Raw genomic sequence first — 26,113 nt, 5'->3', positions numbered from 1 at the left:
ATGAGCCAAGCGCAGAAGTCCGGCGGTGGCCGGTCGCGGTCGAGCCGGAACAAGGCAGCCGGGTCGTCGGCACCGACGTCCACCGGAACACGGTCGATCCGCAAGGTCGCGATCGTCGGCGCCAACCGCATCCCGTTCGCCCGCTCGAACGGCCCCTACGCCGACGCGTCCAACCAGGACATGCTCACCGCCGCCCTCGACGGGCTGGTCAGCCGGTTCTCCCTCCAGAACGAGGAGATCGGCGAGTTCGCCGCCGGTGCGGTGCTGAAGCACTCGCGGGACTTCAACCTCGCCCGCGAGGTGGTGCTGGGGAGCGCGTTGTCCGCCACGACGCCTGCCTCGGACGTGCAGATGGCGTGCGGCACGGGCCTGCAGGCCATCGTCAACGTCGCCAACAAGATCGCGCTGGGTCAGATCGACTCCGCCATCGCGGGTGGCGTCGACACCACGAGCGACGCGCCGCTGGCCGTCAACGACCGCCTGCGCCGCCTGCTCGTGAAGCTCAACGCCGCGAAGACCGCGGGTGAGCGGATGAAGATTCTCTCCAAGATCCGCCCCGGCCACATCGTGCCCGAGATCCCGCGCAACGCCGAGCCGCGCACCGGGCTGTCCATGGGCGAGCACGCGGCCCTGACCGCCAAGGCGTGGGACATCACGCGCGCCGAGCAGGACGAACTCACGGCGACGAGTCACCAGCGCCTCGCCGCCGCGTACGAGCGAGGCTTCTTCGACGACCTCCTCACCCCGTACCTCGGCCTGTCGCGCGACCAGAACCTGCGGCCCGACTCGACGCCGGAGAAGCTCGCCAAGCTCAAGCCCGTCTTCGGCGGCCCCGAGGGCACGATGACGGCGGGCAACTCGACCCCGCTGTCCGACGGGGCGTCCGTCGTGCTGCTCGCCACGGAGGAGTGGGCCAAGGAGCGCAACCTTCCGGTGCTGGCGTACCTGACGTTCTCGCAGACCGCGGCCGTCGACTACGTCCCCGGCGACGAGGGCCTGCTGATGGCGCCCGCCTACGCCGTGCCGCGCATGCTCGACAAGGCCGGGCTGACCCTGGCCGACTTCGACTTCTACGAGATCCACGAGGCGTTCGCCTCCCAGGCGCTCGCCACGCTGAAGGCCTGGGAGGACCCGGGCTTCGCGAAGGAACGGCTGGGGCGCGACGAACCGCTCGGCCGCATCGACCGCGCGAAGCTCAACGTCAACGGCTCCTCGCTCGCCGCGGGCCACCCGTTCGCGGCCACCGGCGGCCGGATCGTCGGCACGCTGGCCAAGCTGCTGGCGGAGAAGGGATCAGGGCGTGGCCTGATCTCCATCTGCGCTGCGGGCGGTCAGGGCATCACCGCGATCCTGGAGCGCTGAGCACTCCACACCGTTCGTCTCGCAGGGCCGCTCCCACCCGACGGGTGAGGGCGGCCCTGTCGCGTCTTCCCCCTCCGCCACGCCCGTTCCCGCTGATCACAGGCCCGGCGCCGACGCGGGCGCGCTCTTACGCTGAAGGCATGCCTCACACGGACGGCACCGTCGCTGTCCGCGCTCGCGGCGTGGTGAAGACCTACGGGTCCACGCGAGCGCTGAACGGCGTCGACCTCGACATTCCCACCGGCCAGGTCCTCGGACTGCTCGGCCCGAACGGCGCGGGCAAGACCACCATGGTGCGCGTCCTGACCACCCTGCTCAGGCCCGACGCGGGAGAGGCGACGGTGGCGGGGCACGACGTGCTCACCGAACCGGACGCCGTACGACAGAACATCGGCGTGTCCGGGCAGTACGCCGCCGTCGACGAGAACCTCACCGGCGCCGAGAATCTGTACCTGATCGGCAGGCTGTACGGGTTGTCGAAGCGCGAGGCGAAGGACCGCGCCCGCGAGCTGCTCGACCGCTTCGCCCTCACCGACGCAGGCGACCGCTCCGCCAAGGGCTACTCGGGCGGAATGCGCCGTCGCCTCGACCTCGCCGGAGCCCTCGTGGCCGAGCCCCGGGTCGTGGTCCTCGACGAACCCACCACCGGCCTCGACCCCCGCGGGCGGCTCGGCATGTGGGAGGTCATCGAACAACTGGTCGCCACGGGTGCGACGGTCCTGCTCACCACGCAGTACCTGGAGGAGGCCGACCGGCTGGCCGACACGATCGTGGTCATCGACAAGGGCCGGGTCATCGCTCGCGGCACCGCCGACGAACTGAAAGACCAGATCGGCGGCGAACGCCTCGAACTCGTCGTGGGCCAGGACACCGACCTCGAACCGGTCGTCCGCGTGCTCAAGGAGGTCGGCACGAGCGAACCGGTGCTGGACGAACACACCGGCAGCGTCTCGGTGTTCGTCGACACCGGGGCGAGTGCGCTGGTGGAGGCGCTGCGCAAGCTCGATGCGCGGGACGTCGCCCTCGCCGACGTCGCCCTGCACCGCCCCACCCTCGACGACGTCTTCCTCTCGCTCACCGGCCGCGCCACCGAGGAGGACCCGACACCGTGAACGCCACCAAGGTCGTCTCCGACTCCGCCGTCATCACGTGGCGCAACGTCATGAACGTGCGCCGCAACCCCGACTGGCTGCTCGGTGCCACCGCGTTCCCGATCATGTTCGTGCTGCTGTTCGCGTACGTGTTCGGCAACGCGATCGGTGGGGCGGGCGCGGACGGCGGCGCGGCCTACCGCGAGTTCCTGATCGCCGGAATCTTCGCCCAGACCGTCGCGTTCAACTCCTCCTATACGGTCATCGGATTCGCCAACGACCTGCAGAAAGGCATCATCGACCGGTTCCGGTCGCTGCCCATGTCACGGCTCGCGGTGCTCGTCGGCCGCACCACCGCCGACCAGGTGCTCAGCGTCGTGGTGCTGGTCGTGATGACCGTGTGCGGGTTGCTCATCGGCTGGCGCATCCACAGCGGTTTCCTCGACGCCCTGCTCGGCTACCTGATGATTCTGCTCTTCGCGTTCGCCCTGTCGTGGGTCGGCGCCTACATCGGGCTGGTCGCGCGCAGCGTCGAGGTCGCCAACAGCGCGGGCCTCATCTGGATGTTCCCGCTGACCTTCGTGTCGTCGGCGTTCGTGCCGCAGGAGAGTCTTCCCGGCGTGCTGGGCAGCATCGCGGACTGGAACCCGTTCACCGCCGCCGTCAACGCCACCCGACGCCTGTTTGGCAACGAAAGCCCGCCGGGGTGGCCCGAACCGTCCGGCTGGCCCGCCGAGAACGCCGCGCTCTACGCGATCCTGAGTTGCATCGTCATCATCGCGATCTTCGCGCCGTTGGCCACGGCCCGCTACAGCCGCGTCTCGAGCTGAGCAGGTCAGTGGCCGAACGCGGACTTCCGACGCCGCTTGTCGCGCTTGCCCGCCACCGCCGCCACCGAAGCCGGCAACGCGGCACCCTTCACGGCGCCCTTGGCCGCCTTCATGGCCTTGCCCTTGCCTTTGACGGCCTTGCCCTTGCCCTTCACGGCACCCGTGACCGCGCCGGTGGCCTTGCCCGCCCTCGTGCCGGCCGTGGAACTCACCTTCGCGGCCTTGAGAGCGGCCTTCTCGGTTGCCAGTCCCGTCTTGACGGCGGCCTTCCCGGCCTTGCGCTGCACCGTTCCGGCCGCACCCTGCACCTGGTGGCTCGCCAGCTCGGTCGTGTGCCGCGCCCGCCAGCCGAGCGAGGGCTTGCCGCCCGTGTCGGCCACCGCCAACAGCAGCCCTCCGGCGAGCCCGGCGTTGCGCAGGAACTCGACGAGCTGCTCCTGGCGTTGCTCCGGGTCCTTCTCCTCCCAGAACGCGTGCGAGGTGAGAGTGGTGGGCACGAGGCTGGTCAGCAGCAGGGCGGAGGCGACTCTCGGCAGCACCCCTAGCGAGAGCATGGTCCCGGCCGCGATCTTCACCGCGGCTTCCACCTGCACCATCGTCACCGGATCGCCCGGCAGTGCCCCTGCCGACCCTGCCGCCCCTGCCGACCCGGAGGCCTCGGCGGAGTCTGCCGACTCCCCGGACCGACGCTGCGGATCGGCGGCCTTGTCGAGGAAGGACTGGGACACCGCGATGTGGTCGTCCCGCTGCCGCAGCATGTTGACGCCGCCCAGGACGAAGACCGAGCCGAGCAACGGGCGTGCCACGCGACGGAGAATCATGAGACCTCCTAAGACGAAGTCCGGTCGTGGGAACTGTCTGGTAGCTACCCACTCCCGACCGTTCTCATCCGCGCCACGCCACCGCGGGGGCCGCTCCGACAGTGCCCGGGTGGGTCCAGACCACTGCCGGGACGCACCCACAGCCCGACGTCACTCGACGGGATGGCGCGGAACCATGGGGTGACACCCACGACCGCGCACCGCACAGGCCCAGTCCACCCGAAGGTGTGATCCACGCTACAAAGAGGTTTGGGTGTAACGCAGCCGAGACCCCGCTCGATAGACCCGGTGACCCCGTGATGCTGGCGGACCCCCGACCTGGCAGCATCACGGGGTTTCCAATTCTGGAGGCACCGCCGCGCACTGTCTCTTCCTTTTCTCAGGACACGGTCGAAGGTGGGGACCTCTCACGAAGGTCCGGACCAAGGTCCGGACCACACCGGGACGTGCCCCAGGTCGGTCCCGCGGAGAAGTGGTGCCAACATTGAGTCGTCGGAATGCCTCACTCGGTAGGGTCGTCTCGATGTCCAGACAGGGGTTAGTGCTCGCAGGAGCCGCGCTGATGGTCGCGGTCACCGTGACGTCGTGCGTCACCGAGGTGGACGGCACCGCCGCGCCACCGACCACCCACGCGGTGGCAGGCAGCACCGAGACCCCGGCCCCGTCCTCGGACTCGCGCGCCCCCTCGGGCGACGACGAAGGCATCGCAGCTCCCGGGGAGTGCGTCGACGGCAACGATCCCACTCCCGTCGACTGCGAGGAGCCGCACACCGTCGAGATCACGGCCACGGGTTCGTTCGGCGGCGCCATGGCCGAGGAACCACCAGGCCGCGACGAGATCTTCGCCGCCGTGTTCCCGTCCTGCCGTCAGGAGGCCGCCGACTACCTCGGCAGCAACGACTTCGACCTCACCACGCTGTCGGCCTGGCTGCTGTGGGCGGGTGAGGACGCCTGGGCGCGTGGCGAGCGGTGGTATCGCTGCGGTGTCGTCGAACTCGACAAGGCCAACGCGGCCAAGCAGCGCACCGGCTCGATCCGCCACGCGCTGCGGGGGGACGGTGTCCACGCCTACCGGCTCTGCTCGTTGACCGCACCGGCGGAGGAGTCGCCCGCCCCGGCGTCCTGCGACCGGCCGCACCGCGGCGAAGCCGTCGCACTCGTGCCGATGGGCGAGCGCACCGACCCGATGCCGAGCGAGCAGGACTTCCACTCGGCCGCGAAGGACGCGTGCGAGAAGGCCGTCGTCGACTACCTCGGCGCGACCCGCGACGACGTGTCCGCCGCCTGGCGCTGGCCCGACGAGACCGCGTGGAAGCAAGGCTTCAACAACCTCACGTGCTACCTGCAGACCGAGAAGCCGGTCATGGCGTCGCTGCGAGGCATCAAGACGAAACCGCTGCCGCAGTGATCGAAATGACGCGGCGAGGTTGACACGAGATCTTTGCAGCGCGCGGACTCCGGTCTAGCGTGCTCGCATGTCGAACGACACACGCCACGAGGACGTGGCGCAGAACATCCCGCAGGGCTGGAAGGAGCGCCTGCGCCACATCGGTCCGGGCATCATGGCGGCGGCCACCGGCGTCGGTGCCGGCGACCTGGTCGCCACGATGGTCGCGGGTTCGCGCTACGGCTACATGTTGCTGTGGGCCGTGATCCTCGGAACGATCTTCAAGGTCGCACTCGGCGAAGCCGTCGGACGTTGGCATCTCGCGTCCGGGCAGACCCTGTTGGCGGGCTGGCGGACGCTCGGCCGCTGGGTGCTCGTGTACTTCGGCGCCTACGCCGTCGTCTGGGGCTTCGTCTACGGCGCCACGGCGATGTCGGCCTCGGGTTTGCCGCTGAACGCCCTCATGCCGGGGTTGTCGGTGCGGTACTGGGCGATGATCTGCGGCGTTCTCGGTTTCGTGCTCGTGTGGTTCGGGCGCTACGCCGTCATCGAGAAGATCATGACCGTCCTCGTGGGCGTCATGTTCGTGACGGTCGTCGGCACCGCTGTGCTGGTGACGCCGAACCTCCTGGAGGCGGGCAAGGGACTCACACCGTCGCTGCCCGACGGGTCGCTCGTCTACGTGCTCGGCCTGATCGGTGGCGTCGGCGGCACCATCACCATGGCGGCGTACGGCTACTGGACCATCGCCAAGGGCTGGCACTCGCCACGCTGGCTCGGCATGATGCGGCTGGACAACACCGTCGGCTACATCACCACCGGGGTGTTCGTGGTGGCGATGCTCGTCGTCGGCTCGGAGCTGCTGCTCAACCAGGAGATCGTGTCCGGTGACGCGGGCCTGCTCTACCTCGGTGACGCGCTCGCGGAGGACTACGGGCAATGGGCCCGCATCCCGTTCCTCATCGGCTTCTTCGCCGTGTCGTTCACCTCGCTGATCGGCGTGTGGAACGGCGTGAGCCTGCTGTTCGCCGACTGGTGGCGCACGTGGCGGCTGCCCCGACACGTCAAGGGAGAAACGGCGGAGGCCGACCTCGACGACTACGAGCGCAAGGCCGGCGAACGCAGTCCCGTGTTCCGCGGCTACCTGGTGTGGTTGACGTTCCCGCCGATGGCGCTGCTGTTCCTCGACCGGCCGTTCCAGCTCACCGTGGCCTACGGGGCGCTGGGTGCCCTGTTCATGCCGTTCCTGGCGGGCACACTGCTGGTGCTGTTGAACTCCCGCCGCGTGGTGCCGGAAGGCCGGTCCCGCTGGGTGTCGAACACGCTGCTCACCCTGTGCCTCGCCCTGTTCGCCGTCCTGGCGGTCAACGAGCTGATCGGCCTGTTCGAGTGAGCGAGCCAGTCGTCAACGCAGCCGGGTGATCACCCCGGCGAAGGAGTCGAGGGCGTCCTCCAGCACGGTGAAGTAGGTGATGCCGTACCGCGCACGGTGGGCACGCAGTTGGTCGGCCGTCGAGCAACTGGTCGGTGCTCGCGACCTCGCGGGCCAGCAGCACCGGGTTGTAGAAGCCCGCGTTGAGGACGAACGTGCCGAGACGGACCCTGGTCGTGGCCTCCGCAGCCGCGACCAGCGCCGGGAACGGAGCGAATTTGCCCAGGTGATCGGCCACGCACACGATGTCGTAACCGAACTGCTCGGCCCGCCGAACACGATCGACCAACTCGGCGCGACTGGCGAAGCGATGGAGGTTTACACCGAACCGGAAAGGCTTCTGCTCTGCCACACGACCACGGTAACGAGACCCACGACGCCGGAAGGCCGCCTTCGCACAGAGCGAACGACGGCCTTCCGAACTGTCCTGACAGGACTGCGCGACGTCAGCCCAGTCGCTGCTTCATCGACTCCAGCTCGTCGAGCAGCGCCGCCGGGATCTTGTCCCGGCCGATCTTGTCGAACCACTCCTCGATGAGCGGGATCTCCTGCCGCCACTCGTCGGGGTTCACGTCGAGAGCGGCCTGGATGTCGGCCAACGGCTCGTCGAGACCGTCCAGGTCCAGGTCCTCGGCCCTCGGCACGAAGCCCACCGGGGTCTCCTGCGCCGAGGCCTTGCCCTCGATGCGCTCGATGATCCACTTCAGGACCCGCGAGTTCTCCGAGAAGCCCGGCCACAGGAAGCGACGGTCGTCGCCCCGACGGAACCAGTTCACGTAGAAGATCTTCGGCAGTTGCGCGTTCTCGGCGTGCTTGCCGATCTCCAGCCAGTGCTGGAAGTAGTCACCGACGTGGTAGCCGAGGAACGGCAGCATCGCCATCGGGTCGCGACGCACCTCGCCGACCTTGCCCGCCGCCGCGGCCGTCTTCTCCGACGACATGGTGGCGCCCATGAACACGCCGTGCTCCCAGTCGCGGGCCTCGTTCACCAGCGGCACGGTCGTCGCGCGACGGCCACCGAACAGGATCGCCGAGATCGGCACACCCTTCGGGTCGTCCCACTCCGGCGCGAGGATCGGGCACTGCGACATCGGGGTGCAGTAGCGCGAGTTCGGGTGCGCGGCCGGCTCACCGGCCTCCCCGTCGGCGGGCGTCCAGTCCTTGCCCTTCCACGACGTCAGGTGCTCGGGCTTGCTCGACATGCCCTCCCACCACACGTCACCGTCGTCGGTCAGGGCCACGTTGGTGAACACCGTGTTGCCCTGCTCGATGGTCTTCATGGCGTTCGGGTTGGTGTGGTTGTCGGTGCCCGGAGCGACACCGAAGAACCCGAACTCGGGGTTGATGGCGTAGAGCCTGCCGTCCTCGCCGAACCGCATCCACGCGATGTCGTCGCCGAGCGTCTCGGCACGCCAGCCCGGGATGGTCGGTTGCAGCATCGCCAGGTTGGTCTTGCCGCAGGCGCTGGGGAACGCCGCCGCGACGTAGTAGGCCTTGTTCTCCGGGGAGATCAGCTTGAGGATCAGCATGTGCTCGGCGAGCCAGCCCTCGTCACGGGCCATCACCGAGGCGATGCGCAGCGAGTAGCACTTCTTGCCGAGCAGCGAGTTGCCGCCGTAGCCGGAGCCGTAGCTCCAGATCGTGCGCGTCTCGGGGAAGTGGCTGATGTACTTGGTCTCGTTGCACGGCCAGGGCACGTCCTTCTCGCCCGGCTCCAGCGGCTTGCCCACCGAGTGCAGCGCAGGCACGAACTCCCGCTCGGTGCCGTCGGGCGCGATGAACTTGTCCAGCGCGGCCTTGCCCATCCGCGTCATGACCCGCATGGAAGCGACGACGTAGGCGAAGTCGGTGATCTCGATGCCGAGCTTCGGGTCGTCGGCCCCGAGCGGTCCCATGCAGAACGGGATGACGTACATCGTGCGACCACGCATGCAGCCCCGGTAGAGCTCCGTCATGGTCGCCTTCATCTCGTCCGGAGCCACCCAGTTGTTGGTGGGCCCGGCGTCGGCCTCGCGCTCGGAACAGATGAAGGTTCGCTCCTCGACCCGCGCGACGTCACTCGGGTCGGAGGCCGCCCAGTACGAGTTCGGTTTCGCCTTCAGGGGCACGAACGTGCCTGCCTCGACGAGCTCCGCGTTGATGCGCTCGGCCTCTTCGTCGGAGCCGTCCACCCACACGACCCGCTCGGGCGTGGTGAGCTCGGCGACCTCCCGCACCCAGGCGAGCACGCCGCTGTGTGTCGTTGGTGCCTTCTCAAGACCGGGGATGGCTACTGCAGTCATCTCTACTCCTGTCTTCGACGACAGAAGCCCACAACCTGGACGCGCGTCAGGCACACGTCCGGATGCGGGCTCCGTTGCCGGCGACCGAATGGCAAAGCGCACCGTCGAGCGGTGTGCTGGCGTTTGGGATGCCCCGAGAGTAGCGCTCCGACACAGGTCAACAGGCCCTTCGAAGAGTCGGTTCTCTCACAAGAACGATAAGGGGATCGATTCAGTTTTCGCTGAATCGCGCAAGTGCGAAAGGTCTTCCGAGACGCCCAGGCGGCCACACGGAAAAAGGCCCGGCGCCGCAGCGCCGAGCCTCCCCGAAATTCGCTTTTGTCGCTTTTCGTGGACGAGCGTTCAGTTCTGGCTGATCCACTGACCGGTGACCGAGTCGATGCGAGCCACGCCCTCCAACGGCTCGGGCCGACCCCACGCGTGGTCCGGCTCGCTCGCCGCCCCGACGGGACCGGTGCTGTCGACCTCGACCCACTCGCCGTCACCGGAGTGCTCGTAGGTCACCGCGTTGCCCGTCTCGTCGATCGTCACCGCGACGTCGGCCTCCCCGTCGCCGTCCATGTCGGTGAACGCGATGGTGGTGCCGTCCTCCGAGGTGACGACGGCCGTGTCGTTCACGCCGTCCTGGTCGGTGTCCACCGTCGCAGGCCCGACCTCGACGTCCCCCTCGTCGAACTCGGCCGTGATGGTGCCGCCCGTGCTCGCCTGTGTGCCGACGTCGCCTGCGTCCCCCTCGCCACCGGGCGACTCCTGGCCCACCCAGTCACCACTGGCTTCGTCGTACTCGGCGTACGCCGTGGTCTGCCCCTGCGCGTCCACCGCGAGGTACGCGTCGGCCTGCCCGTCGCCGTCTTCGTCGACGAACGCCTGCAACGAACCGTCGGCGTGCTCGATGACCGCGGTGTCGGCGACCCCGTCGTCGTCGATGTCGTAGTTGATCGGCGCGGAGTACTCCTCGCCCTCGACGGTGACCAACAGGTCGTCGGACGGCCCCTCGGCGCCGCCGCTCTCCTCAGCCCACACTGGTGATACTCCCCCTCCGTCAGGGCACGATGTGCTCGTTCGTAGCGACGTACTTCGTAGGACTTACCGTAGGCAAGTTCGGTTCCCGAACCAAGAGCTCTCGGCCCTCTCGACGCAGGTGGTCCGACCACTCAGCCCTGTCGCGGCCGGTCGCGCAACGCCCGGATCCGGCCCAGGAACGCGTCGGCCTGCCGGGTGCCCTCCTCGACCTCCTTGGCCCTGCGCCGCACCTGGGAGAGCTTGCGGGCCCGCTCCTTCTCGTCGAGCTTGATCGTGGTGTCGAGTTCCTTCAGCTCCGCCTCGATCGCCTCGATGCGGCGGCTCAGCGCGTCGTCCAACGCGAGCGCGAGCTGCTGTTCGGCCTCGATGAGCTGTTCGGCGACGAGCTGGTCGAGCGTCGAGCGGGCCTCGGCGATCGACTCGATGAGCCACTGCTTGGCGTGCTGCTTGTCCGCCGCGTGCCGCCGGGTCCGGGCCATCCACCACCCCGCCCCGAGGCCGATCACGATCGTGGCGGGCAGCACCACCGGCGTGAACAGGGCCGCGCTCACGAACGGTGCCGCGACCAGCTTGGCCGCACCGGCTCCACCGGAGACGCCCATGAACACCAGCAGCTTGTCCTCCGCCGTCGGAGGCCGCTTCTCCGGAGGGCGCAGCACCACCGTCGGTCCCCCTGCGCCCCGAGCCAACTGCCCGCGGATCACGGCCAACTCCTCCGCCGAGAACAGGTCGGCCAGCACGGCGTCCGTCACCTGGGTCACCCGCTGCGCGAGCAGCGCGGACACGCGTTGCGACACCGACTGCAGGGCGGCGTCGACCTGCGGGGCGAGCGAGGCCAGTTCCTCCCGGGTCGCCGCCTCGATGCGCTGCCGGAAGTGGGTCTGCGCGTCACGCACCTGCCTGCTGACCTCGTGCCCCAGCTCTACCCGGGCGCGCTGGATCTCACCACGCATCCGCAATTGCCAGCCCTTCGTGGAGGACCGGCGGTCTGCCACCAACTGGTCGCGGCGCTCCCGCAACGCCCGCGCCTCCGACTCCCCGGAGGTCAGCGCCCGCTCCTGCGCCGCCAGCCGGACCCTCTGCTCGCCCAGCGCGCTCGACAGCGCCCGCAATGTGTTCGCCTCACCGAGCATGGCGGCGCGTCCGACCAGCAGTTCCTGCAACGCACCCTGTAGGTCGGCCACACCCGACTTCTGCCGCAACAGGGCCGCGGCCTGCTCGTTCGGCGCTTTCGCGGCCAACTCGAACATGCGCGCCGAGACGGGGTGGATCGGCGCGTCCGCGAACCGCGGGGCGTGCTCGGCGAGCAGCGCGCGGTCGGCGTCGAGGATCTGCCGCCAGCCACGGAACTGGTCGGTCTTCGACAGGGCGAACACGACCGTCTCGACCCGGTCGGCCATCTCGGTCAGGAATCGCAGCTCGGGGGCGGTGAACGGCGCGGAGGCATCGACCACGAACAGCAACGCGGTGGCCCCCGCGGCGGCCTCCATCGCCAACTCGCCGTGGGCGGAGTCGAGCCCACCGACGCCCGGGGTGTCCACGACGCTGATGCGTTCCAGGAGCGGAACCGGCCCGCTCACCTCCACGTAGCGCGGCGGCAACTGCCCCTCGGGCAGGTCGTGGCGGGCGCTCACCCACCGGTCGAGTTCGTCGAGATCGAATCCCACGGGCGCCAACTGGCCCGGGTAGCACGCCTGGGCCTGCCACTCGTCGGCGTGCTCGAACACGAGGTACGTGGCCGTGGCGACCTCGGCCTCCACCGGGGACAACCCCGGCTTGGCGAGCAGGGCGTTGACGAGCGAACTCTTGCCCCGGTTGGTCTCGCCGACCACCACGACCGACGGCTTGGTGGTGCGCGCACCGCGCTGGTCCTCCACCGACTTCGCCGCCTGCGGGTCGAGGTCGCGCAGCAACGCGAGCAGCGATTCGCGGGCTTTCTTCACCTGCGCGGGCAGGCTGGGCTTACCGAGGGAAGGTGCCGTGCTCACGAGGCGGACCCTATCGCGGTGTCACCCGGTCCGGTGGCGCGTTCCACTCTCCGACGGTCGCCGTCGGTCGAGCGCTCGCCTCGTCAGCGACGCGTGTAGACCGTCACGATCGGCGCGCGCAGCAACCGGTCGTGGTCGACGAAGCCCACCAGTTCCGTCTCGGCGACGGTTCCTTCGAGGGAGGCGTCGTCGGTCGGCACCGCTCCGCCGGCCTCGTGCAGCGAGGGGTCGAACCGCTGACCGTCGGGACGCATCGCGTGCACCCCGATCCCGGCGAGCCCCTGCTCGATTCGTTCCGCGACCCCGCCGCTTCGGGCCCGGTCCATCGCATACAGGCAGAGCTGGATGAGCGCGTGTCGATCGGCGAGTGCCTGCTCGTGATCGATCGGTGCGGCTACTCCCACGGGTTCCACGCCCGACTTCGACGCACGCGGTCGGGGAGCGGTTCCCCCGTCGGCGGGCACGTCGTCCGCCGGGTCGAGCCGCCCGGTGGGGGTGTCCTCCTCCAGCGCGTGCACCGCGCCCGTGGCCTCGTCGCCTGTCGTCGTGCTCATCGGTGGTCTCCCGACGCCCTCAGTTGCTGCCAGATCAGGAAGTACGCCCGGTGGACCACGTGTGCGACCCGGCTCTGTGCAGGCGTCGCGCCGAACGACGCGAACGACCGCCACCAGCCCGCACGTTCCAGCGCGTACGTCGCCAACTCCGCGGGGGAACTGCCGGACTTGCCGAGCTGCGCCGCGACGTCGGCGTTGCTGCCCACCCGCAACACCTCCTCGGTGAGGTCGTCCGGCATCTCCACCGCACCCGACGCCACGAGGGTCAGCGCCTCCAACACCCGGAGCTGGTGCGCCTCCGGTTTGGCGAGCAGCACCTCGATGGCGTCGTGGACCCGCTGCCGTTCGGCGGCGTTGCCCGACGCGTGGGCCAGCGCCGTGACCGACGCCAACGCCGCCGCGGCCTTGATGCCGTCGGCCCTGGCGGCGAACACGGTGTTCAACCTCGCCCGCACGGCCGCGAGCCCAGAGACGTCGAGCAGCATCCGTCGCAGTGCGCCCGCCGTGACGTCGGGGTCCTCCCGCACGGCGTCGACGGCGCATCGGATGCCGAAGAGGTCGAGCTTTTCCAAAAGCCGCGCCCGCACCCCGGCGGGGACGTCGCACTCCCAGCTCGTGAACATGTCGGCAGAGAGCAGCATGACCTCCAACGACTCGTCGTCGAGCGCGGCGAGCTGCCGCAGCGCGTCGGCGTCGGAGGAGGTGAACTGGCCCGACTCGGCCGACTCGGCGATGAGCCCGATGACGGGCAGCACGTCGGCCACCCGAGGCTTGAGCACCTCGGCCTGCTTGCGTGCCAACAGAGTCGCCGCACGCCACGTGTCCCCGTCGGCGCCCTCAACCGTGTCGGCGACGATCGTGTCGGCCTTGTTCAGCACCGCGATCGCGTTCACCGGACCCGCCTCCCGGCTCGCGGTGGCGGCCGTGAACGCGGCCAACGCCTGCTCGTCGTCGGCCCGCAGCCCCTGCGTCATCACGTAGAGCACGGCCTCCGCGCCCGCCACCGCGTTGCGCGAGGTCTCGTCGAGTTCGTCGGGGCCCCGGTCGTCGTCCTCGTCCCAGTCGGTGTCCTCGCCCGCCTCGGCGCTGCCCCTGCGCGCCGCGCTCAGCAGGTGCTCGGTACGCGCCACCGACGCGGCGTCGAGCGACCCGAGCCCCGGCGTGTCGATCACGGTCATGTGCTGCAACGCCGCGTTGGTCAGATACGCCTCGATGTGCGAGACCGTGTCGATGTCGACGCCCAGCTCCGCCGGGATGGAGCCGTCCGCCGCAAACGGCAGGACCTGCTTGCCCCCGTCCTTGAACACCACCTCGATACGGTCGACCGTGCCGTACTGGAAGCGGGTGACCAGTCGCGTGCACTCACCGATGTCGGTGGGCGCGACACGGCGTCCGATCAACGCGTTGACGAGGGTGGACTTGCCCGACTTGATGCGCCCTGCCACGGCGACCTGCAACGGCGCGCCGAGCCGTCGCAGCACCTGGGTGAACCCGGCCGCCGTTCGCGGCGACACCTGCGGCTGCAATCGTCGGCACAGGTTCGCCACCGCTGCCGACAGCGGTCCCACCGGCCCGGCGACCCGGCCTCCCTGCTCCGTCGTGCTCACTGATGCCCCCTGTGTCACGCGGGCAATCCTCCCACGCGGAGCGAGGGGTCAACGGTACGGCGCAGGGTCGATGGTGAGCGGATCGCGGCCCGCCTGGAACACCTCGGCGTAGTAACGCCCCCAGTCCGGCCTGCTGCCGTCGACGTCGGTGAGGTCGTAGGTGCGGGCGAGCGTCCACGAGGCCAGCGTCCGGCCCGAGAACCGCGCCACGTCCGGGTCCGTGGCGAGGGCGGCGACCCCACGGGCCAGGTAGTACGGCGTCTCCGACACGGCGAACTCCGGCCGCTCGTCGGTGATCGCGTCGCGCCACGTGGCCTCGGTGACACCGAAGAGGTCCAGAATCGCCTCCGAGCGGAGGAACCCCGGCGTCACCGCGAGCGCCGTGCCTCCGTGCTCGGCGAGCGTGGGCGCCAGTGCCCTCGCGATGGCCCGCACTCCGCACTTGACCAGGTAGTACGGCAGTGCCGCGCCGTGCACGGTGTCGTCCTCGCCGTCGGTGACCTCCACGAGCAGCCCGCCGGGACGCCGCACGAGCAGCGGCAACAGGCGGTGCAGCGCGATCAGGTGGGTGTCGAGTCCGTTGCGCACGAGCGTGAGGGCGTCGTCGAGGTCCGACTCCCAGTACGGCGAGCTGTGGTCGGCGTAGCGGTCGCCGCCCCACACGTCGTCGACCAGGACGTCGAGCCCACCCTCGGCGGCCACCCGCTCGGCGAGGGCGGCCACGTCGGCGACGGACGTGAAGTCGCAGCGCACTGCAACGCCCCGACCGCCCGCGGCCTCGACGAGCTCGGCCGTCTCCTCGATCGTCTCCGGCCTGCCCAGCACCGACGCGGACTCGCGCGTGCTGCGGCCGGTGACGAACACCGTGGCTCCCGCCCGACCGAGTTCGACCGCGATCGCACGTCCACACCCCCGGGTCGCGCCCGTGACGACCGCGACCTTGCCGCCCAGTCCCGTCACGCCCACCAACTCCTCGTGATCGCCTCGACGTCCTGTTCCAGCCGCGTGACGAGGTCACCGCGCGGGCGAGCCGACCAGTCGATCGCGCTGCCGTTCGCCACGGCGAGCAGCACCCGTGCCGCGACGTCGGGTTCCGGCCCCCGCCAGTCGTCACCCGCCGCACTCGCGGCGTCGCGAAGGAGGTCACCCAACACGCCCTCGACGGCGGCGTAGTGCTCGGCGAGCAGGTTCCGCAGGGTCGGATCGGCCAGGTCGACCCCGAGTTGGGCCAGGTGGTTCGCCGCTTCCCGGGCGTCGCCGAGGTCGGCGTACAGCGCCACGAGCGCCACCCGCACGGCCTCGCGTGGCGAGGGTGCCGCGTCGGCCGCCTCGCGGAGCACGGCCACCACCCGGCGGGTCGCCGACTCGCTCAGCGCCACGAGCAGGCCGTGTTTGGACCCGAAGTGCCCGGCCACGCTGCCGACCGACACTCCGGCCTGCTCGGCGACCCTGGCCAGCGTGAACGCGGGCCCTTCCTGCGCGATGACCGTGGCCGCCGCGTCGAGCAGCCGGCGTCGGTCGATGGTCCGAGGTCTCGCCACCCCATTATTGAACCACGGCTCATTAACTGGCCGCAACTTCAGGGTCGAGGTCAGGGGGATCACCGAGTCACCGCACCGCGATCATCAGGCATCCTGGAAGGACACGGGTGCTACCAGGGAGAACTGATGATCGAGGCAGTCGGCCTCACGAAGCGCTACGGCAAGACCCTTGCCGTCGACAACCTCTCGTTCAGTGTCACGCCGGGCAAGGTCACCGGCTTCCTCGGACCGAACGGCGCAGGCAAGTCCACCACCATGCGCATGATCCTCGGACTCGACACCCCCACGTCGGGCCACGTGCGCATCGCGGGCAAGCACTACCGGGAGCTGCGTCATCCACTGAGGACCGTCGGCGCACTGCTGGACGCCAAGTGGGTCCACCCCAACCGGACGGCGCGCGCCCACCTCACCTGGCTCGCGAAGTCCAACCGCATTCCGCTCGGCCGGGTCGACGAGGTGCTGGAGACCGTCGGACTCGGCTCGGTCGCCGACCGCAGGGCAGGCGGGTTCTCGCTCGGCATGTCGCAGCGACTCGGCATCGCCACCGCGTTGTTGGGCGATCCCGAGGTGCTGCTGTTCGACGAGCCGGTGAACGGGCTGGACCCGGAAGGCATCCTGTGGATCCGCCAGTTCATGCAGCGGCTCGCCGGTGAGGGCCGCACCGTCTTCGTCTCCAGCCACCTGCTCTCGGAGATGGCGCTGACCGCCTCCGAGCTGGTGGTCGTGGGCAAGGGCAGGCTCATCGCGCAGAGCAGCACGGAGGAGTTCGTCGCCCGCGCGTCCGCGTCGACCGTCAAGGTGCGCAGCCCGCAGCTCGACGTGCTGGCCAAGGTGCTGCGTGCGCAGGGCGCCGAGGTGGTCGACGACGACGAGGCGTTGCTGGTCTCCGGTCTGGACAGCTCGCGGATCGGCGAACTGGCACACGAACACGGCGCTGTGCTGCACGAGCTGAGCCCCCAGCGCGGCTCGCTGGAGGAAGCCTTCATGCAGATCACGGGCGACGCCGTCGAGTACCACGCCGACGGCGTCACCGACGCCGCGAGCGTTCCCGCCGACACCGCCGCCTGACCGACCCGCCCGACCGACTCCTGACGAGGCAAGAAACGATGACACTGCTCGCGGTCGAACGCATCAAGCTGCTCTCCACCCGGTCGCCGTGGTGGTGCGCGGTGGCCAGCGTCGTGCTGGCCGGTTCCTTCACGGCCCTCGTGGTCGGCAACGCCACGCCGGAGTTCCCGGCGACCGTCGCCGCCACGCAGTTCGGCTACCAGTTGGCGCTCGCCGTCATCATGGTGCTCGGCGCGTTGTCGGTGACCACCGAGTACCGCTTCAACACCATCCGGACGACGTTCCAGGCCGTGCCCAACCGCACCGCGGTCCTGGTGGCGAAAGCCACCGTCGTCGCCCTGTTGGCGCTGCTCATCGGCGAACTCACGGCGTTCTCGTCGTGGGGGCTGTCGTTGCTGCTCGCACCCGACTACGACCTGGCGCTGGACAGCACCGCCGACGTCGTCAACGTGGTCGGCGTGGGCCCGGTGTTCGCGGTCGCCGCGGTGATCGCCGTCGCCGTGGGATTGCTCGTGCGACACAGCGCGGGTGCGATCTCGCTGCTGATGATCTACACGCTGGCCGCCGAGAGTCTCGTGCAGCTCGTTCCGCGGTTCGGCGACGACATCTACCAGTGGCTGCCGTTCAACGTGGCGCACAAGTTCCTCACCGGTGACGGCGAGTCCAGCGGCGGGGCGGGTTTCGCTGGGCCACCGCTGTCGACGTCGCAGCTCAGCCCCGGCTGGGCGTTCGCCTACTTCGCGGCGATCGGGCTGGGCTTGCTGATCATCGCGATCGTCACCACCAACAAGCGCGACGCCTGACGAAAAATTCGAGGGGTCGTGGGCGCCGAGCGCGTCCACGACCTTTTTTCGTGTCCAATCGGGTTAATTGCCGGTAAAATGCCTGTGAGGGGGCCCACTCAACCGGTTTCGGCACGCGTCGAGGCGTCATAGTGGGTACCTCGGCGTCAGGAACAGCCCGGAGGTACCCCTTGACGGCGATACGCATTCCCCTCCAAGTCCAGCCGATGGCCGACCTCGAATGGGCCGACGCGATAGAGCAGGCCTTCCAACCCCCGACAGCGGCGTCACCAGCGGAATCCCGGTGCGCCTGGATCCATCACGCCGCCGAGTCCGAAGTCCTCACCCTGTACCGGGCCGTGCGGTCGTACGGTCCCGTCCCGGCACCGTGGTGGTTGCGTGCCGTCGCGGCCGGACGACTCCGCTCCCGTTCCGACGGTTTTCGGATCGAAGATCGCATTCACGCGTTGCTCTCGGAACGCGGCGGGTGGGAATACGTGCCGTGGGCACCCGACGGAGAATCGGGTTACTGGGAATTCCTGCCGTCCGAGAACACCGTTTCGGGTCACGGTTTTCCGACCACGGTTTCCACCACTGATCGGCACGACGGCTGGATCGACGTCCTGCCCGCCCATGTCGGTCCGCCGCCGCATCCCGTGGCGGTGGCGGGACTGGCCGGGCTCGCCGCGTCGGCGGCGGAGTTCGAGGCGCTGCGCTGAGACCCGGATCGCACGGCTATCGTGCGCGTCGTGGGTAGCGAGCACCAGCCGAGAATGCGCAGCGTCGTCAGTTACGTCAAGCGCGGCGGGCGGATGACGGCAGGGCAACAACGAGCCTGGGAACGACTGTGGCCGTCGTGGGGCCGGGCGGTGTCCGACCTGCCGGAGGGGCCGATCGACTTCGCCGAGTGGTTCGGCAGGCAGGCCCCGGTGGTGCTGGAGATCGGCTCGGGCATGGGCGAGGCCACCTCGCAGTTGGCGGCGGCGGCCCCCGACGTGAGCTACGTCGCCGTCGAGGTGTACGAGGCCGGACTCGGCCAGTTGATGCTGCGTGCCGAGCAGCTGGGCGTCGAGAACCTTCGGCTGCTCCACGGCGACGCGGTCGTGCTGCTCACCGACCATGTGGCTGTCGAGTCGCTGTCGGCGGTCCGGATCTTCTTCCCCGACCCGTGGCCCAAGAAGCGCCACCACAAGCGCAGGCTGATCCAGCCGTCGTTCGTGTCGTTGGTGGCCTCGCGACTCGCCCCGGGCGCGACGCTGCACCTCGCGACCGACTGGGAGAACTACGCGGAGCAGATGCTGGAGGTGTGCTCGGCCGAGCCCACGCTGCGCAACCGCTACGACGGCTGGGCTCCGAGGCCCGACTTCCGTCCGGTGACGAAGTTCGAGCAGCGAGCGCGCACCGAGGGCCGCGAGAGCCGCGACCTGATCTTCGAGAAGATCTCCTGACCTGCCGGGGGCCACCCGCAGCGCGGGCGACCCCCGACCCGGTCAGTCGTCGGACAGCGGTTCGGCACTCACCCGCTTCAGGGCGGGCACACACACCGACGCGGCGATGAGGGCGGTGACGGCACCGACCACCACGGGTGCCAGCGCCCACGGTGTCACCACCGGCGACGACTGGGTGAAGATCCAAGCCAGTCCTCCACCGACCGCGACGCCGGTGGCACCTGCGCCCACGGTCGCCACGAGCGCGGGCATCGCGGCCTCCGTGCGCAGGGCCCGGCCCAACATGTGCACCGGCGTGCCCGCCGCCAGGAGCGCTCCGAAGGTCCGGCGCCGATCCATCACCGACCCGGCGGTGGTGATCGCGGCGCTGCACCCGCTCAGCAAGGCGGCGAGGACGAGCCCGATCACGGTGACGCGACGCAGGTCGGCCAGTTCCGCCTGCTGCGAGGCGAGTCGGGAGGACACGCTCTCGATCTGCAGACCGTTCGCCGCCGAGGCGAGCGCCGTGCGCACGAGGTCGGCGTTCTCGGGCGTGTACGACACCGCGACGATGGTCGGCTCGGGGTCGAAGCCGACGGGCAGCGCCGAGGGGTCGATCAGCACCGGAACGTGGATGTCACTGGCCTCCACCTCGATCCGGTGGCGCGGGGTCCCTTCGGGGAGCTCCGCCTCGGCTCCGTCGTAGCTCGCGACGACCGCACCGTCCAGCGATTCGGGCATCACCATGTCGGCGACCCCCGGTTCGGCGCAGGCCTTCCCCATGTCGATGCGGAGAAGTCGGGCGGCGGCGTCGCAGTCGAGGACGTACGCCTCCGTGCCGAAGTTCTCGTCGAACCTCATCTCGACGGTGGCGATCCGCTCGGTGCGCTGCGCGATCCCGTAGCGGGCGAGCACGGCGTCCGCGCGGTCGGCGACCTCGTCGGCCTGGGCGTCGGCGTACACGTAGAGCGTCGAGTCGCGGTACGGCGAGGACGACCCGGCGAGTGTCTCGATCGTCGGCAGCACCGTCAGCGCCATCGACCCGGTGAACACCGCGAGCACCACCCCGGCCGACGCCCGGTAGGCGCCCTTCGGGTCGTGTCGCAGCCTGCGTCCCGCCAGGAGCACCGACGGCTTGCGCCAGGACCGGGAGAACAACGCGCCGATCGCGGCCGTGACGAACGGTCCTATCAACATCGACGACGCGATGATCAGGCCCAACGCACCGATCAGCAGCACGACCCCGAGCTGGCCGGAGAGGTTGCGCAACAGCAGGAAGAACACCAGTGCGGCGGCGGGCAACGACAGCAGTCGGCTCCAGTGCGGTCGCCGGGGACGGTGGGACCCGGCCGCTCCGAGCGGGCTTCGCACCACCCGCCAGACCCCGATCACGGCCGCCGCCAGCACGAGCAGCGGGACGGCCACCACCACGGCGAGGGTCACGACGGGCGAGGTGGTGAAGTCGCTCGGCTCCCAGGTGCCGCCCTGCCACGGCACGTGGGAGGCCGCCCACCGCGCGAGCGGACCGAGGGCCAGGCCCAGCAGAGCGCCGCCGACCGCGGCGATGGCGTTCTCCCCCGCCACCATGCCGACCACCTGCCGGGGCGTGGCACCCGAGAGCCGCAACGCCGCCAGGCGCTGTTCCCGACGCGTCGCGGTGAGCCGGGCCGCGGAGGCCACCAGCACGAGACTCGGGACCAGCAGCACGACCATGCCCACGCCGGCGAGGAGGTCGAGGCTCGCATCCCACGAGTCCCCCGGCAGGCCGAAGCCGAACACCGACATGGCGGCCCCGCCCAGCTCGGCCTCGGTGTGGCCGACGAGTACGGCGAGCTGGTCGGGATGGGTCAGCGCGTCCGTGCCCAGTGTCCCGACGACCTCGCCGGGGAACCGGTCGGCCAGCACCGAGGCGGGCAGCCCGGCGGCGAGCTCCCGCAGCGCGGGCGACATGAGGACCTCTCCGGGACCGGGGAACCGGTCGATCCCGGGTGGCAGCTCGATGCCGGACGGGTCGGTCGAGGCGACGTCGACCCGGGTGATCGTGCGGTTGTCGTAGCGGTCCTCGCTGATGTTCATCAGCATCGGGCCGCCGCCGGCTTCCCCCACGAAGTCGGCGGCGGCCGGATCCTGCCACGCGGCCCTGTCGACCCGGGACTGCGCGGCGCCCGGCAGGGCGACGAGAACGAGCATCAACGTGGTGGCGACGGCGACCCCCACCCCCATGAGGATCGCCGAGGTCCGCGTGCGCCGGTCGTGGCGCACCACGCGCAGAGCGAGGCGGATCGCGATCACGACTGCACCCTGCCGTCCCGCATGGACACCGTCCGGGGCAGGGAGGCGGCGAGTTCCAGGTCGTGGGTCACCACGACCACGGCGGCGCCGCTTTCGGCCGCCGCCTCGCGCAACGCCTGCATGGTCTCCGCACCGGTGCGGGTGTCGAGGGCGCCGGTGGGCTCGTCGGCGAAGATCACGCTCGGCCGGTGGCCGAGCGCACGGGCGATCGCCACCCGCTGGGCCTCGCCGCCCGAGAGTTCACCGGGCAGTCGCTCGGCCTTGCCGCCCAGCCCGAGCCTGTCCAGCCACTCATGGGCCGTCCGCATCGCGGACGCACGCGCCGCACCGCCGAGCAACAACGGCAGCGCCGCGTTCTCGGCGGCGGTCAGCTCGGCCACGAGCATTCCCGACTGGAACACGAACCCGAACTCCTTGCGCCGCAGCTCGCTGCGGGGCCCCTCGCCGAGTTGGTCGATCCGGCGGCCCGCGAGCAGGACCTCGCCGGTGTCGGCGGGCAGGATGCCCGCGAGCACGTGCAGCAACGTGCTTTTGCCCGAACCCGACGGCCCGACGACCGCCACGGCGTCGCCCGCACCGATCTCGATGTTCACGCCGTCGAGAGCACGCTGGGTGCCGTACGTCTTGATCAGTCCTCGGCCGACGAGAACGGGCCCGGTGCCGCCCGACTCCTGGGGCTGGATCGTCTGTGTCTCCGAAAGCATGCGCAAGAGCCTCCCGCGCGGGGGCGTCTTTCCACCTCGGACGGACGGGTGGAACCGGGGCGTCCGGCTCGGCCGATCGACCGAGTCGAAGATGACCGAACGGCCGCGCTGGGAGCGAGCCTCACTGCTCTAACGTCGTGTCGTGCCCACCCGGTCCCCTCTCGAACGCATCACTCACTACTCCCGGCAGCTCGGTCTGCCCGGCATCGTGCTGCTGGCCGCCGTGCTGTGCGACCTGGTGATCATCACCGACGCTGCGACGGACACCTGGGGCCCGCGCGGTCTCGACCTGTGGTTGGTCCCCGGCATCCTGGCGCTGGCCGCGTGTGCCGTGTGGTCGCAGCGCAACCCGCTGCCCGCCGGGGTCGCCGGTGCCGGCGTACTGCTGTCGGCCACCGGGCTGATCGTCGTCACCGGTGCCCCGTCGTACACGGCGTTGCTGGACCACATCACCTTCAGTGAGACCGTCGCGGGAGTCGAACTCGTGTACTTCGCGGTGTCGACACTTCGCCCCTTCGCGGCGACGTTCGTCACCAGCACGCTGGTTTTCACCGCGGTCGTCGTCACCGTGGCGCGGGCGGGCACCTGGCGGTACGGGCCAGACAATTTCGCGTTGACCGCCATCGGCGGGGCCGCGCTGGTCGTGGTCACCGTCGCCGCAGGCATCTACCACCGGCGAGCCAGACGCCCCCGACGCGAGCACAACGAGCTGCTGACCTTCCTCAGCCGCCAATGGCCCCTGGTCATCGTGCTGTCGGCGCTGCTGTTTCTGGAGCTGTCCTTCGTCGAGCCGCCGCCCAGCCTCGACCTCCTGGTGCTGTTGTGTGCCTTCGGCACGGCGGTGCTCGCCGTGTTGGGGTCCAAGTTCCCGTCGCAGGCGGTGGTCTACTACTGCGCGCTGCTCCTCGTCTCCGGCATGCTGGTCCGCTCAACCGGACCGCTCTACGACGACTTCTACGGCCTCACGTTGAGCCAGGTCGCCAGCGGCATGGCCCTGGTCGTGATGGTCGTCCGGTACGAACCGACGAAGCGTGCGACCTGGATGGTGGTGCTGCAGTCCGTCGCCGTCGGCGTCGTCACCGTCATACACACCCCTCACACGATCACGCTCGACGCTTCCTCGCTGCGCTCGGCGTTCGCCGCGGCCCTGCTGACCCTCGGCATCTGCGTGTCCATCGGCATGTTCCTCAAGGCCCGCGACTCCGAACGCAACCGCGTCATCGCCACGGCCGTCGGTGACGCCCAGACCGCCGAGCGCATGGCGTTGGCGCGGGAGTTGCACGACGTCGTCGCCCACCACGTGACGGGCATCGTGGTGCAGGCGCAGGCCGCGCGCATGGTCGCCGAACAGAACCCCGCCGTGGTCACCGACGCGTTGGCGCAGATCGAACGCGCCGGAACCGACGCGATGACCGCCATGCGACGACTGGTCCGCAGCATGCGGGGCGACGCCCCCGCCGGTGCCAGCGAGTTCAGCGAACAGGCCACCACCGACCTCGCCGCCGACCTCCGGCGACTGGTGGACACCGGCAACCACGGGATTCCGACCGACCTCACCGTCGACGTGCCCGACGACCTCCCGCCCGAGGTCGCGCGGTCGGCGTTGCGCGTGGTCCAGGAGTCGCTGACCAACGTCGGCAAGCACGCCGCGAACGCGAGCCGGGCCGTCGTCGTGGTGGACACGGTGTCCGGGGTGGCGGGGGAGGAACTGCACATCCGCGTCACCGACGACGGCACCGAGAGCACCGACAGGCGAGGTCGGCCGTCCGAGGACTCCGGATACGGTCTGGTCGGGATGCGGGAGCGCGTCGACCTCCTTCGCGGCCGGTTGTCCGCGGGGCCGTCGCCGGAGGGCGGCTGGCTCGTCGAAGCGTGGATTCCGCTCAGGACAGGCGAAAGGAACGGCGAGTGATCCGGGTACTGATCGCCGACGACCAGGACATGGTGCGCGCGGGCTTCAAGCTGATCCTCGGCTCGCAACCGGACATCGAGGTCGTCGCCGACGTCAACAACGGCGTCGACGCCGTACGCCAGGCGCGGGAACTGCGGCCCGACGTGTGCCTGCTCGACATCCGCATGCCGGGTCTCGACGGCCTGGAGGTGACCCGGCAACTGGCCGGTCCGCAGGTGTCCGACCCGCTCAAGGTGGTGGTCGTGACGACGTTCGACCTCGACGAGTACGTGCACGCGGCGTTGCAGGGCGGTGCGTCCGGTTTCCTGCTGAAGGACGCGGGGCCCTCGTTCCTCATCGAGGCGATCAGGGCGGCGGCACGCGGGGACGCGCTCGTCTCACCGCAGATCACGGTGCGCCTGCTCAAGCACTTCAGCGGCAAGCAACGTCCGAAGGCCCCGGCGCCGTCGACGGAGCTGACCCCGAGGGAACTCGACGTCGCACGGGCCGCCGCGCGCGGGTTGACGAACAGCGAGATCGGCGCCGAGCTGTACCTGTCGCTGTCGACGGTGAAGACCCACCTCGCGTCGGTGCAGAACAAGCTCGGGGTGCGCAATCGGGTGGAGATCGCGGCCTGGGCGTGGCGGAACGGGATCATGGACGACGAGTAGTCGCCTACGATCGCCGTCATGGCCCTCCGTCTGCACGCCCCCGTCGTCCTTCCCGCCGATCCCGCCTGCTCGGTGGTTCGCGACGGGGTGGTCGACGTCGACGACCACGGCCGCATCTCCTACTGCGGCCCCGCGGACTCGGCGCCGACGGACACGCGGGCTCCCGCGCTCACCCGTCGCCTCGGCGGCATCCTGCTGCCCGGGCTGATCAACACCCACGCGCACAGCCCCATGGTGCTGTTGCGCGGTATGGGCGGTGACCTGCCGTTGTTGCGGTGGCTGCGGGAGGTCATCTGGCCCGCGGAGGCGAAACTCCGGCCGTCCGACGTGCGTGCGGGGATGACGCTCGGGTCGGTGGAGATGCTGCGCCGGGGAGTCACCACGAGCACGGAGATGTACTTCCACGCCGACGAGATGGCCGCGAGTGTGCTGGAGACCGGTGCGCGGGTCGTGCTGGGTGCTCCCATCATCGACCTGCCCGGTCTGCGCTGGCAGAGCATGCTGGCCGAGACGGAGCGGTGGATCGACGCCGACGGTCTCCGCTTCGGCGACGGCGACCGGATCGAGCTGAGCTACGCCCCGCACTCGGCCTACACGCTGCCGATCGAGGCGCTGGAGGCCGTCGCCGCCTCGTCGTCCGACCGGGGTGCGCTGGTGCAGATCCACGTGGCCGAGTCCGCCGACGAGGACGCCGAGCAGCGGGCCGCCCACGGGTCAGTTCCGTCCATGTTGGACAAGCTCGGCCTGTTGCGTGGCCGCCTGCTCGCCGCGCACGCCGTGCATCTCTCGGACGCCGACATCGCTCTGTTCGCCCGTACGGGCACCGGAGTGGCGCACTGCCCGGGCTCCAACGCGAAGCTCGCCTCCGGCATCGCCCGGCTCGCCGACCTGCGCGCGGCGTCCGTCGCGGTCGGACTGGGAACCGACGGCCCCGCCAGCAACGACGACCTCGACCTGTGGCAGGAGGTGCAGCTCGCCGCGATGCTCGCTCGATTGTCCACCTCGGACGCCACAGCGCTGAGCGCCGCCGACGCGCTGCTGCTCGCCACCCGAGGTGGTGCGGAAGCACTCGGCCGCGACGATATCGGCGCGTTGGAGGAGGGCCGCTGGGCGGACCTCGTGCACGTGAACCTCGACGACCCCGCGTTCGCCACCGGGCTGGACGTGCCCGACGAGCAGGTGCTCGCCAATCTCGTGTGGGCGGCGGGCTCGCGGACGGTCACCGACGTCTGGGTCGCGGGGCAGCAGGTGGTCGCCGGCGGCGAACCCACTCGGGTCGATCGCGCCGCAGCGCAGGCGGACGTGGCCGAAGCCTCCGTCCACCTGCGCTGATCCCCTGTCGACGCGTCCGACCCCCGCG

The 26,113-nt window shown here is 70.2% G+C and carries 22 protein-coding genes and 1 pseudogene; 12 read left to right on the top strand and 11 right to left on the bottom strand.

Going from position 1 to position 26,113, the window contains the following annotated elements:
* The 3 genes from JAV51_RS06005 (at position 1) to JAV51_RS05995 (ending at position 3,283) form a co-directional block, all read left to right on the top strand.
* Positions 1 to 1,362 carry an acetyl-CoA C-acetyltransferase gene (locus tag JAV51_RS06005; protein WP_197319617.1) on the top strand — a complete coding sequence of 454 codons (1,362 nt, stop codon included), beginning with the start codon at positions 1 to 3 and terminating at the stop codon, positions 1,360 to 1,362.
* A 140-nt stretch (positions 1,363 to 1,502) separates the two neighbouring features.
* Positions 1,503 to 2,474, top strand: coding sequence for an ATP-binding cassette domain-containing protein (locus JAV51_RS06000; protein ID WP_197319616.1), 972 nt, complete (start codon positions 1,503 to 1,505; stop codon positions 2,472 to 2,474).
* A complete protein-coding gene (locus JAV51_RS05995) occupies positions 2,471 to 3,283 on the top strand; it encodes an ABC transporter permease (protein WP_197319615.1) in 813 nt (270 codons plus the stop codon). The genes JAV51_RS06000 and JAV51_RS05995 overlap by 4 nt, the downstream gene beginning before the upstream one ends.
* Before the next feature lie 5 nt (positions 3,284 to 3,288).
* On the opposite strand, the gene JAV51_RS05990 is transcribed toward JAV51_RS05995, so the two are convergent.
* On the bottom strand, positions 3,289 to 4,104 hold the full coding sequence (locus tag JAV51_RS05990) for a DoxX family membrane protein (protein WP_197319614.1): 816 nt from the start codon (positions 4,102 to 4,104) through the stop codon (positions 3,289 to 3,291).
* 523 nt (positions 4,105 to 4,627) lie between these two features.
* On the opposite strand from JAV51_RS05990, the gene JAV51_RS05985 reads away from it, so the two are divergent.
* Complete coding sequence (locus JAV51_RS05985) at positions 4,628 to 5,512, top strand: septum formation family protein (protein ID WP_197319613.1); 885 nt, start codon at positions 4,628 to 4,630, stop codon at positions 5,510 to 5,512.
* A 67-nt stretch (positions 5,513 to 5,579) separates the two neighbouring features.
* On the top strand, positions 5,580 to 6,884 hold the full coding sequence (locus JAV51_RS05980) for an Nramp family divalent metal transporter (protein WP_197319612.1): 1,305 nt from the start codon (positions 5,580 to 5,582) through the stop codon (positions 6,882 to 6,884).
* Positions 6,885 to 6,996: 112 nt separating this feature from the next.
* Here the strand turns inward: JAV51_RS05980 and JAV51_RS20200 are convergent.
* The 8 genes and pseudogenes from JAV51_RS20200 to JAV51_RS05940 form a co-directional block, all read right to left on the bottom strand.
* Positions 6,997 to 7,275: pseudogene (locus tag JAV51_RS20200) on the bottom strand (LLM class flavin-dependent oxidoreductase); the annotation flags it as partial.
* A gap of 94 nt (positions 7,276 to 7,369) precedes the next feature.
* Positions 7,370 to 9,205, bottom strand: coding sequence for a phosphoenolpyruvate carboxykinase (GTP) (locus JAV51_RS05970; RefSeq protein ID WP_197319610.1), 1,836 nt, complete (start codon positions 9,203 to 9,205; stop codon positions 7,370 to 7,372).
* A 342-nt stretch (positions 9,206 to 9,547) separates the two neighbouring features.
* The gene (locus tag JAV51_RS05965) at positions 9,548 to 10,228 is read right to left on the bottom strand and encodes a DUF6802 family protein (RefSeq protein WP_197319609.1); all 681 of its coding nucleotides are present in this window, start codon (positions 10,226 to 10,228) and stop codon (positions 9,548 to 9,550) included.
* 131 nt (positions 10,229 to 10,359) lie between these two features.
* Positions 10,360 to 12,216: a dynamin family protein gene (locus tag JAV51_RS05960; RefSeq protein WP_197319608.1), complete on the bottom strand. Its 1,857-nt coding sequence runs from the start codon at positions 12,214 to 12,216 to the stop codon at positions 10,360 to 10,362.
* A gap of 83 nt (positions 12,217 to 12,299) precedes the next feature.
* Complete coding sequence (grpE, locus tag JAV51_RS05955) at positions 12,300 to 12,770, bottom strand: nucleotide exchange factor GrpE (RefSeq protein WP_197319607.1); 471 nt, start codon at positions 12,768 to 12,770, stop codon at positions 12,300 to 12,302.
* Positions 12,767 to 14,377, bottom strand: coding sequence for a dynamin family protein (locus JAV51_RS05950; RefSeq protein ID WP_307845746.1), 1,611 nt, complete (start codon positions 14,375 to 14,377; stop codon positions 12,767 to 12,769). The genes grpE and JAV51_RS05950 overlap by 4 nt, the downstream gene beginning before the upstream one ends.
* Positions 14,378 to 14,425: 48 nt before the next feature.
* Complete coding sequence (locus tag JAV51_RS05945; RefSeq protein ID WP_197319773.1) at positions 14,426 to 15,328, bottom strand: SDR family oxidoreductase; 903 nt, start codon at positions 15,326 to 15,328, stop codon at positions 14,426 to 14,428.
* Between the two features lie 5 nt (positions 15,329 to 15,333).
* Positions 15,334 to 15,918 carry a TetR/AcrR family transcriptional regulator gene (locus JAV51_RS05940; protein WP_197319772.1) on the bottom strand — a complete coding sequence of 195 codons (585 nt, stop codon included), beginning with the start codon at positions 15,916 to 15,918 and terminating at the stop codon, positions 15,334 to 15,336.
* 126 nt (positions 15,919 to 16,044) lie between these two features.
* Between JAV51_RS05940 and JAV51_RS05935 the strand changes: the two genes are divergently transcribed.
* From JAV51_RS05935 to trmB, 4 genes are all read left to right on the top strand, one after another.
* Positions 16,045 to 16,986 carry an ABC transporter ATP-binding protein gene (locus tag JAV51_RS05935; RefSeq protein ID WP_197319605.1) on the top strand — a complete coding sequence of 314 codons (942 nt, stop codon included), beginning with the start codon at positions 16,045 to 16,047 and terminating at the stop codon, positions 16,984 to 16,986.
* 38 nt (positions 16,987 to 17,024) lie between these two features.
* Entirely contained in the window at positions 17,025 to 17,789 is a 765-nt protein-coding gene (locus tag JAV51_RS05930; RefSeq protein WP_197319604.1) for an ABC transporter permease, read from the top strand.
* 206 nt (positions 17,790 to 17,995) lie between these two features.
* Positions 17,996 to 18,487, top strand: a complete 492-nt coding sequence (locus JAV51_RS05925; RefSeq protein ID WP_231641368.1) for a hypothetical protein — start codon at positions 17,996 to 17,998, stop codon at positions 18,485 to 18,487.
* A 21-nt stretch (positions 18,488 to 18,508) separates the two neighbouring features.
* A complete protein-coding gene (trmB, locus tag JAV51_RS05920; protein ID WP_374058976.1) occupies positions 18,509 to 19,216 on the top strand; it encodes a tRNA (guanosine(46)-N7)-methyltransferase TrmB in 708 nt (235 codons plus the stop codon).
* A gap of 42 nt (positions 19,217 to 19,258) precedes the next feature.
* Here trmB and JAV51_RS05915 read toward each other — a convergent pair whose 3' ends face one another.
* On the bottom strand, positions 19,259 to 21,487 hold the full coding sequence (locus JAV51_RS05915; RefSeq protein ID WP_197319601.1) for an FtsX-like permease family protein: 2,229 nt from the start codon (positions 21,485 to 21,487) through the stop codon (positions 19,259 to 19,261).
* Positions 21,484 to 22,191, bottom strand: coding sequence for an ABC transporter ATP-binding protein (locus JAV51_RS05910; protein ID WP_197319600.1), 708 nt, complete (start codon positions 22,189 to 22,191; stop codon positions 21,484 to 21,486). Before JAV51_RS05910 ends, JAV51_RS05915 begins: the two co-directional genes overlap by 4 nt.
* Before the next feature lie 142 nt (positions 22,192 to 22,333).
* Between JAV51_RS05910 and JAV51_RS05905 the strand changes: the two genes are divergently transcribed.
* Genes JAV51_RS05905 through JAV51_RS05895 form a run of 3 tightly spaced genes read left to right on the top strand, consistent with a single transcriptional unit; the run spans position 22,334 to position 26,085 of the window.
* Positions 22,334 to 24,103 (top strand): histidine kinase, encoded by a 1,770-nt coding sequence (locus JAV51_RS05905; RefSeq protein ID WP_307845745.1) that lies wholly within the window; start codon positions 22,334 to 22,336, stop codon positions 24,101 to 24,103.
* On the top strand, positions 24,100 to 24,753 hold the full coding sequence (locus JAV51_RS05900) for a response regulator transcription factor (protein WP_197319599.1): 654 nt from the start codon (positions 24,100 to 24,102) through the stop codon (positions 24,751 to 24,753). Before JAV51_RS05905 ends, JAV51_RS05900 begins: the two co-directional genes overlap by 4 nt.
* 18 nt (positions 24,754 to 24,771) lie before the next feature.
* Positions 24,772 to 26,085, top strand: coding sequence for an amidohydrolase family protein (locus tag JAV51_RS05895; protein WP_197319598.1), 1,314 nt, complete (start codon positions 24,772 to 24,774; stop codon positions 26,083 to 26,085).
* The last annotated feature ends 28 nt before the right edge of the window (positions 26,086 to 26,113 follow it).

The organism is Saccharomonospora sp. NB11 (assembly GCF_015910535.1).
Classification (GTDB): Bacteria; Actinomycetota; Actinomycetes; order Mycobacteriales; family Pseudonocardiaceae; genus Saccharomonospora.
The sequence above is the reverse complement of the archived record's forward strand: the minus strand, read 5'-3'. Positions and strand labels throughout refer to the sequence as shown.

Bases quoted from the DNA above. Each gene is read 5' to 3' on its own strand.
- JAV51_RS06005 (WP_197319617.1), top strand. From the start codon at position 1: ATGAGCCAAGCGCAGAAGTCCGGCGGTGGCCGGTCGCGGTCGAGCCGG.
- JAV51_RS06000 (WP_197319616.1), top strand. From the start codon at position 1,503: ATGCCTCACACGGACGGCACCGTCGCTGTCCGCGCTCGCGGCGTGGTG.
- JAV51_RS05990 (WP_197319614.1), bottom strand. From the start codon at position 4,104: ATGATTCTCCGTCGCGTGGCACGCCCGTTGCTCGGCTCGGTCTTCGTC.
- JAV51_RS05985 (WP_197319613.1), top strand. From the start codon at position 4,628: ATGTCCAGACAGGGGTTAGTGCTCGCAGGAGCCGCGCTGATGGTCGCG.
- JAV51_RS05980 (WP_197319612.1), top strand. From the start codon at position 5,580: ATGTCGAACGACACACGCCACGAGGACGTGGCGCAGAACATCCCGCAG.
- JAV51_RS05970 (WP_197319610.1), bottom strand. From the start codon at position 9,205: ATGACTGCAGTAGCCATCCCCGGTCTTGAGAAGGCACCAACGACACAC.
- grpE (WP_197319607.1), bottom strand. From the start codon at position 12,770: ATGAGCACGACGACAGGCGACGAGGCCACGGGCGCGGTGCACGCGCTG.
- JAV51_RS05935 (WP_197319605.1), top strand. From the start codon at position 16,045: ATGATCGAGGCAGTCGGCCTCACGAAGCGCTACGGCAAGACCCTTGCC.
- JAV51_RS05930 (WP_197319604.1), top strand. From the start codon at position 17,025: ATGACACTGCTCGCGGTCGAACGCATCAAGCTGCTCTCCACCCGGTCG.
- JAV51_RS05925 (WP_231641368.1), top strand. From the start codon at position 17,996: ATGGCCGACCTCGAATGGGCCGACGCGATAGAGCAGGCCTTCCAACCC.
- JAV51_RS05910 (WP_197319600.1), bottom strand. From the start codon at position 22,191: ATGCTTTCGGAGACACAGACGATCCAGCCCCAGGAGTCGGGCGGCACC.
- JAV51_RS05895 (WP_197319598.1), top strand. From the start codon at position 24,772: ATGGCCCTCCGTCTGCACGCCCCCGTCGTCCTTCCCGCCGATCCCGCC.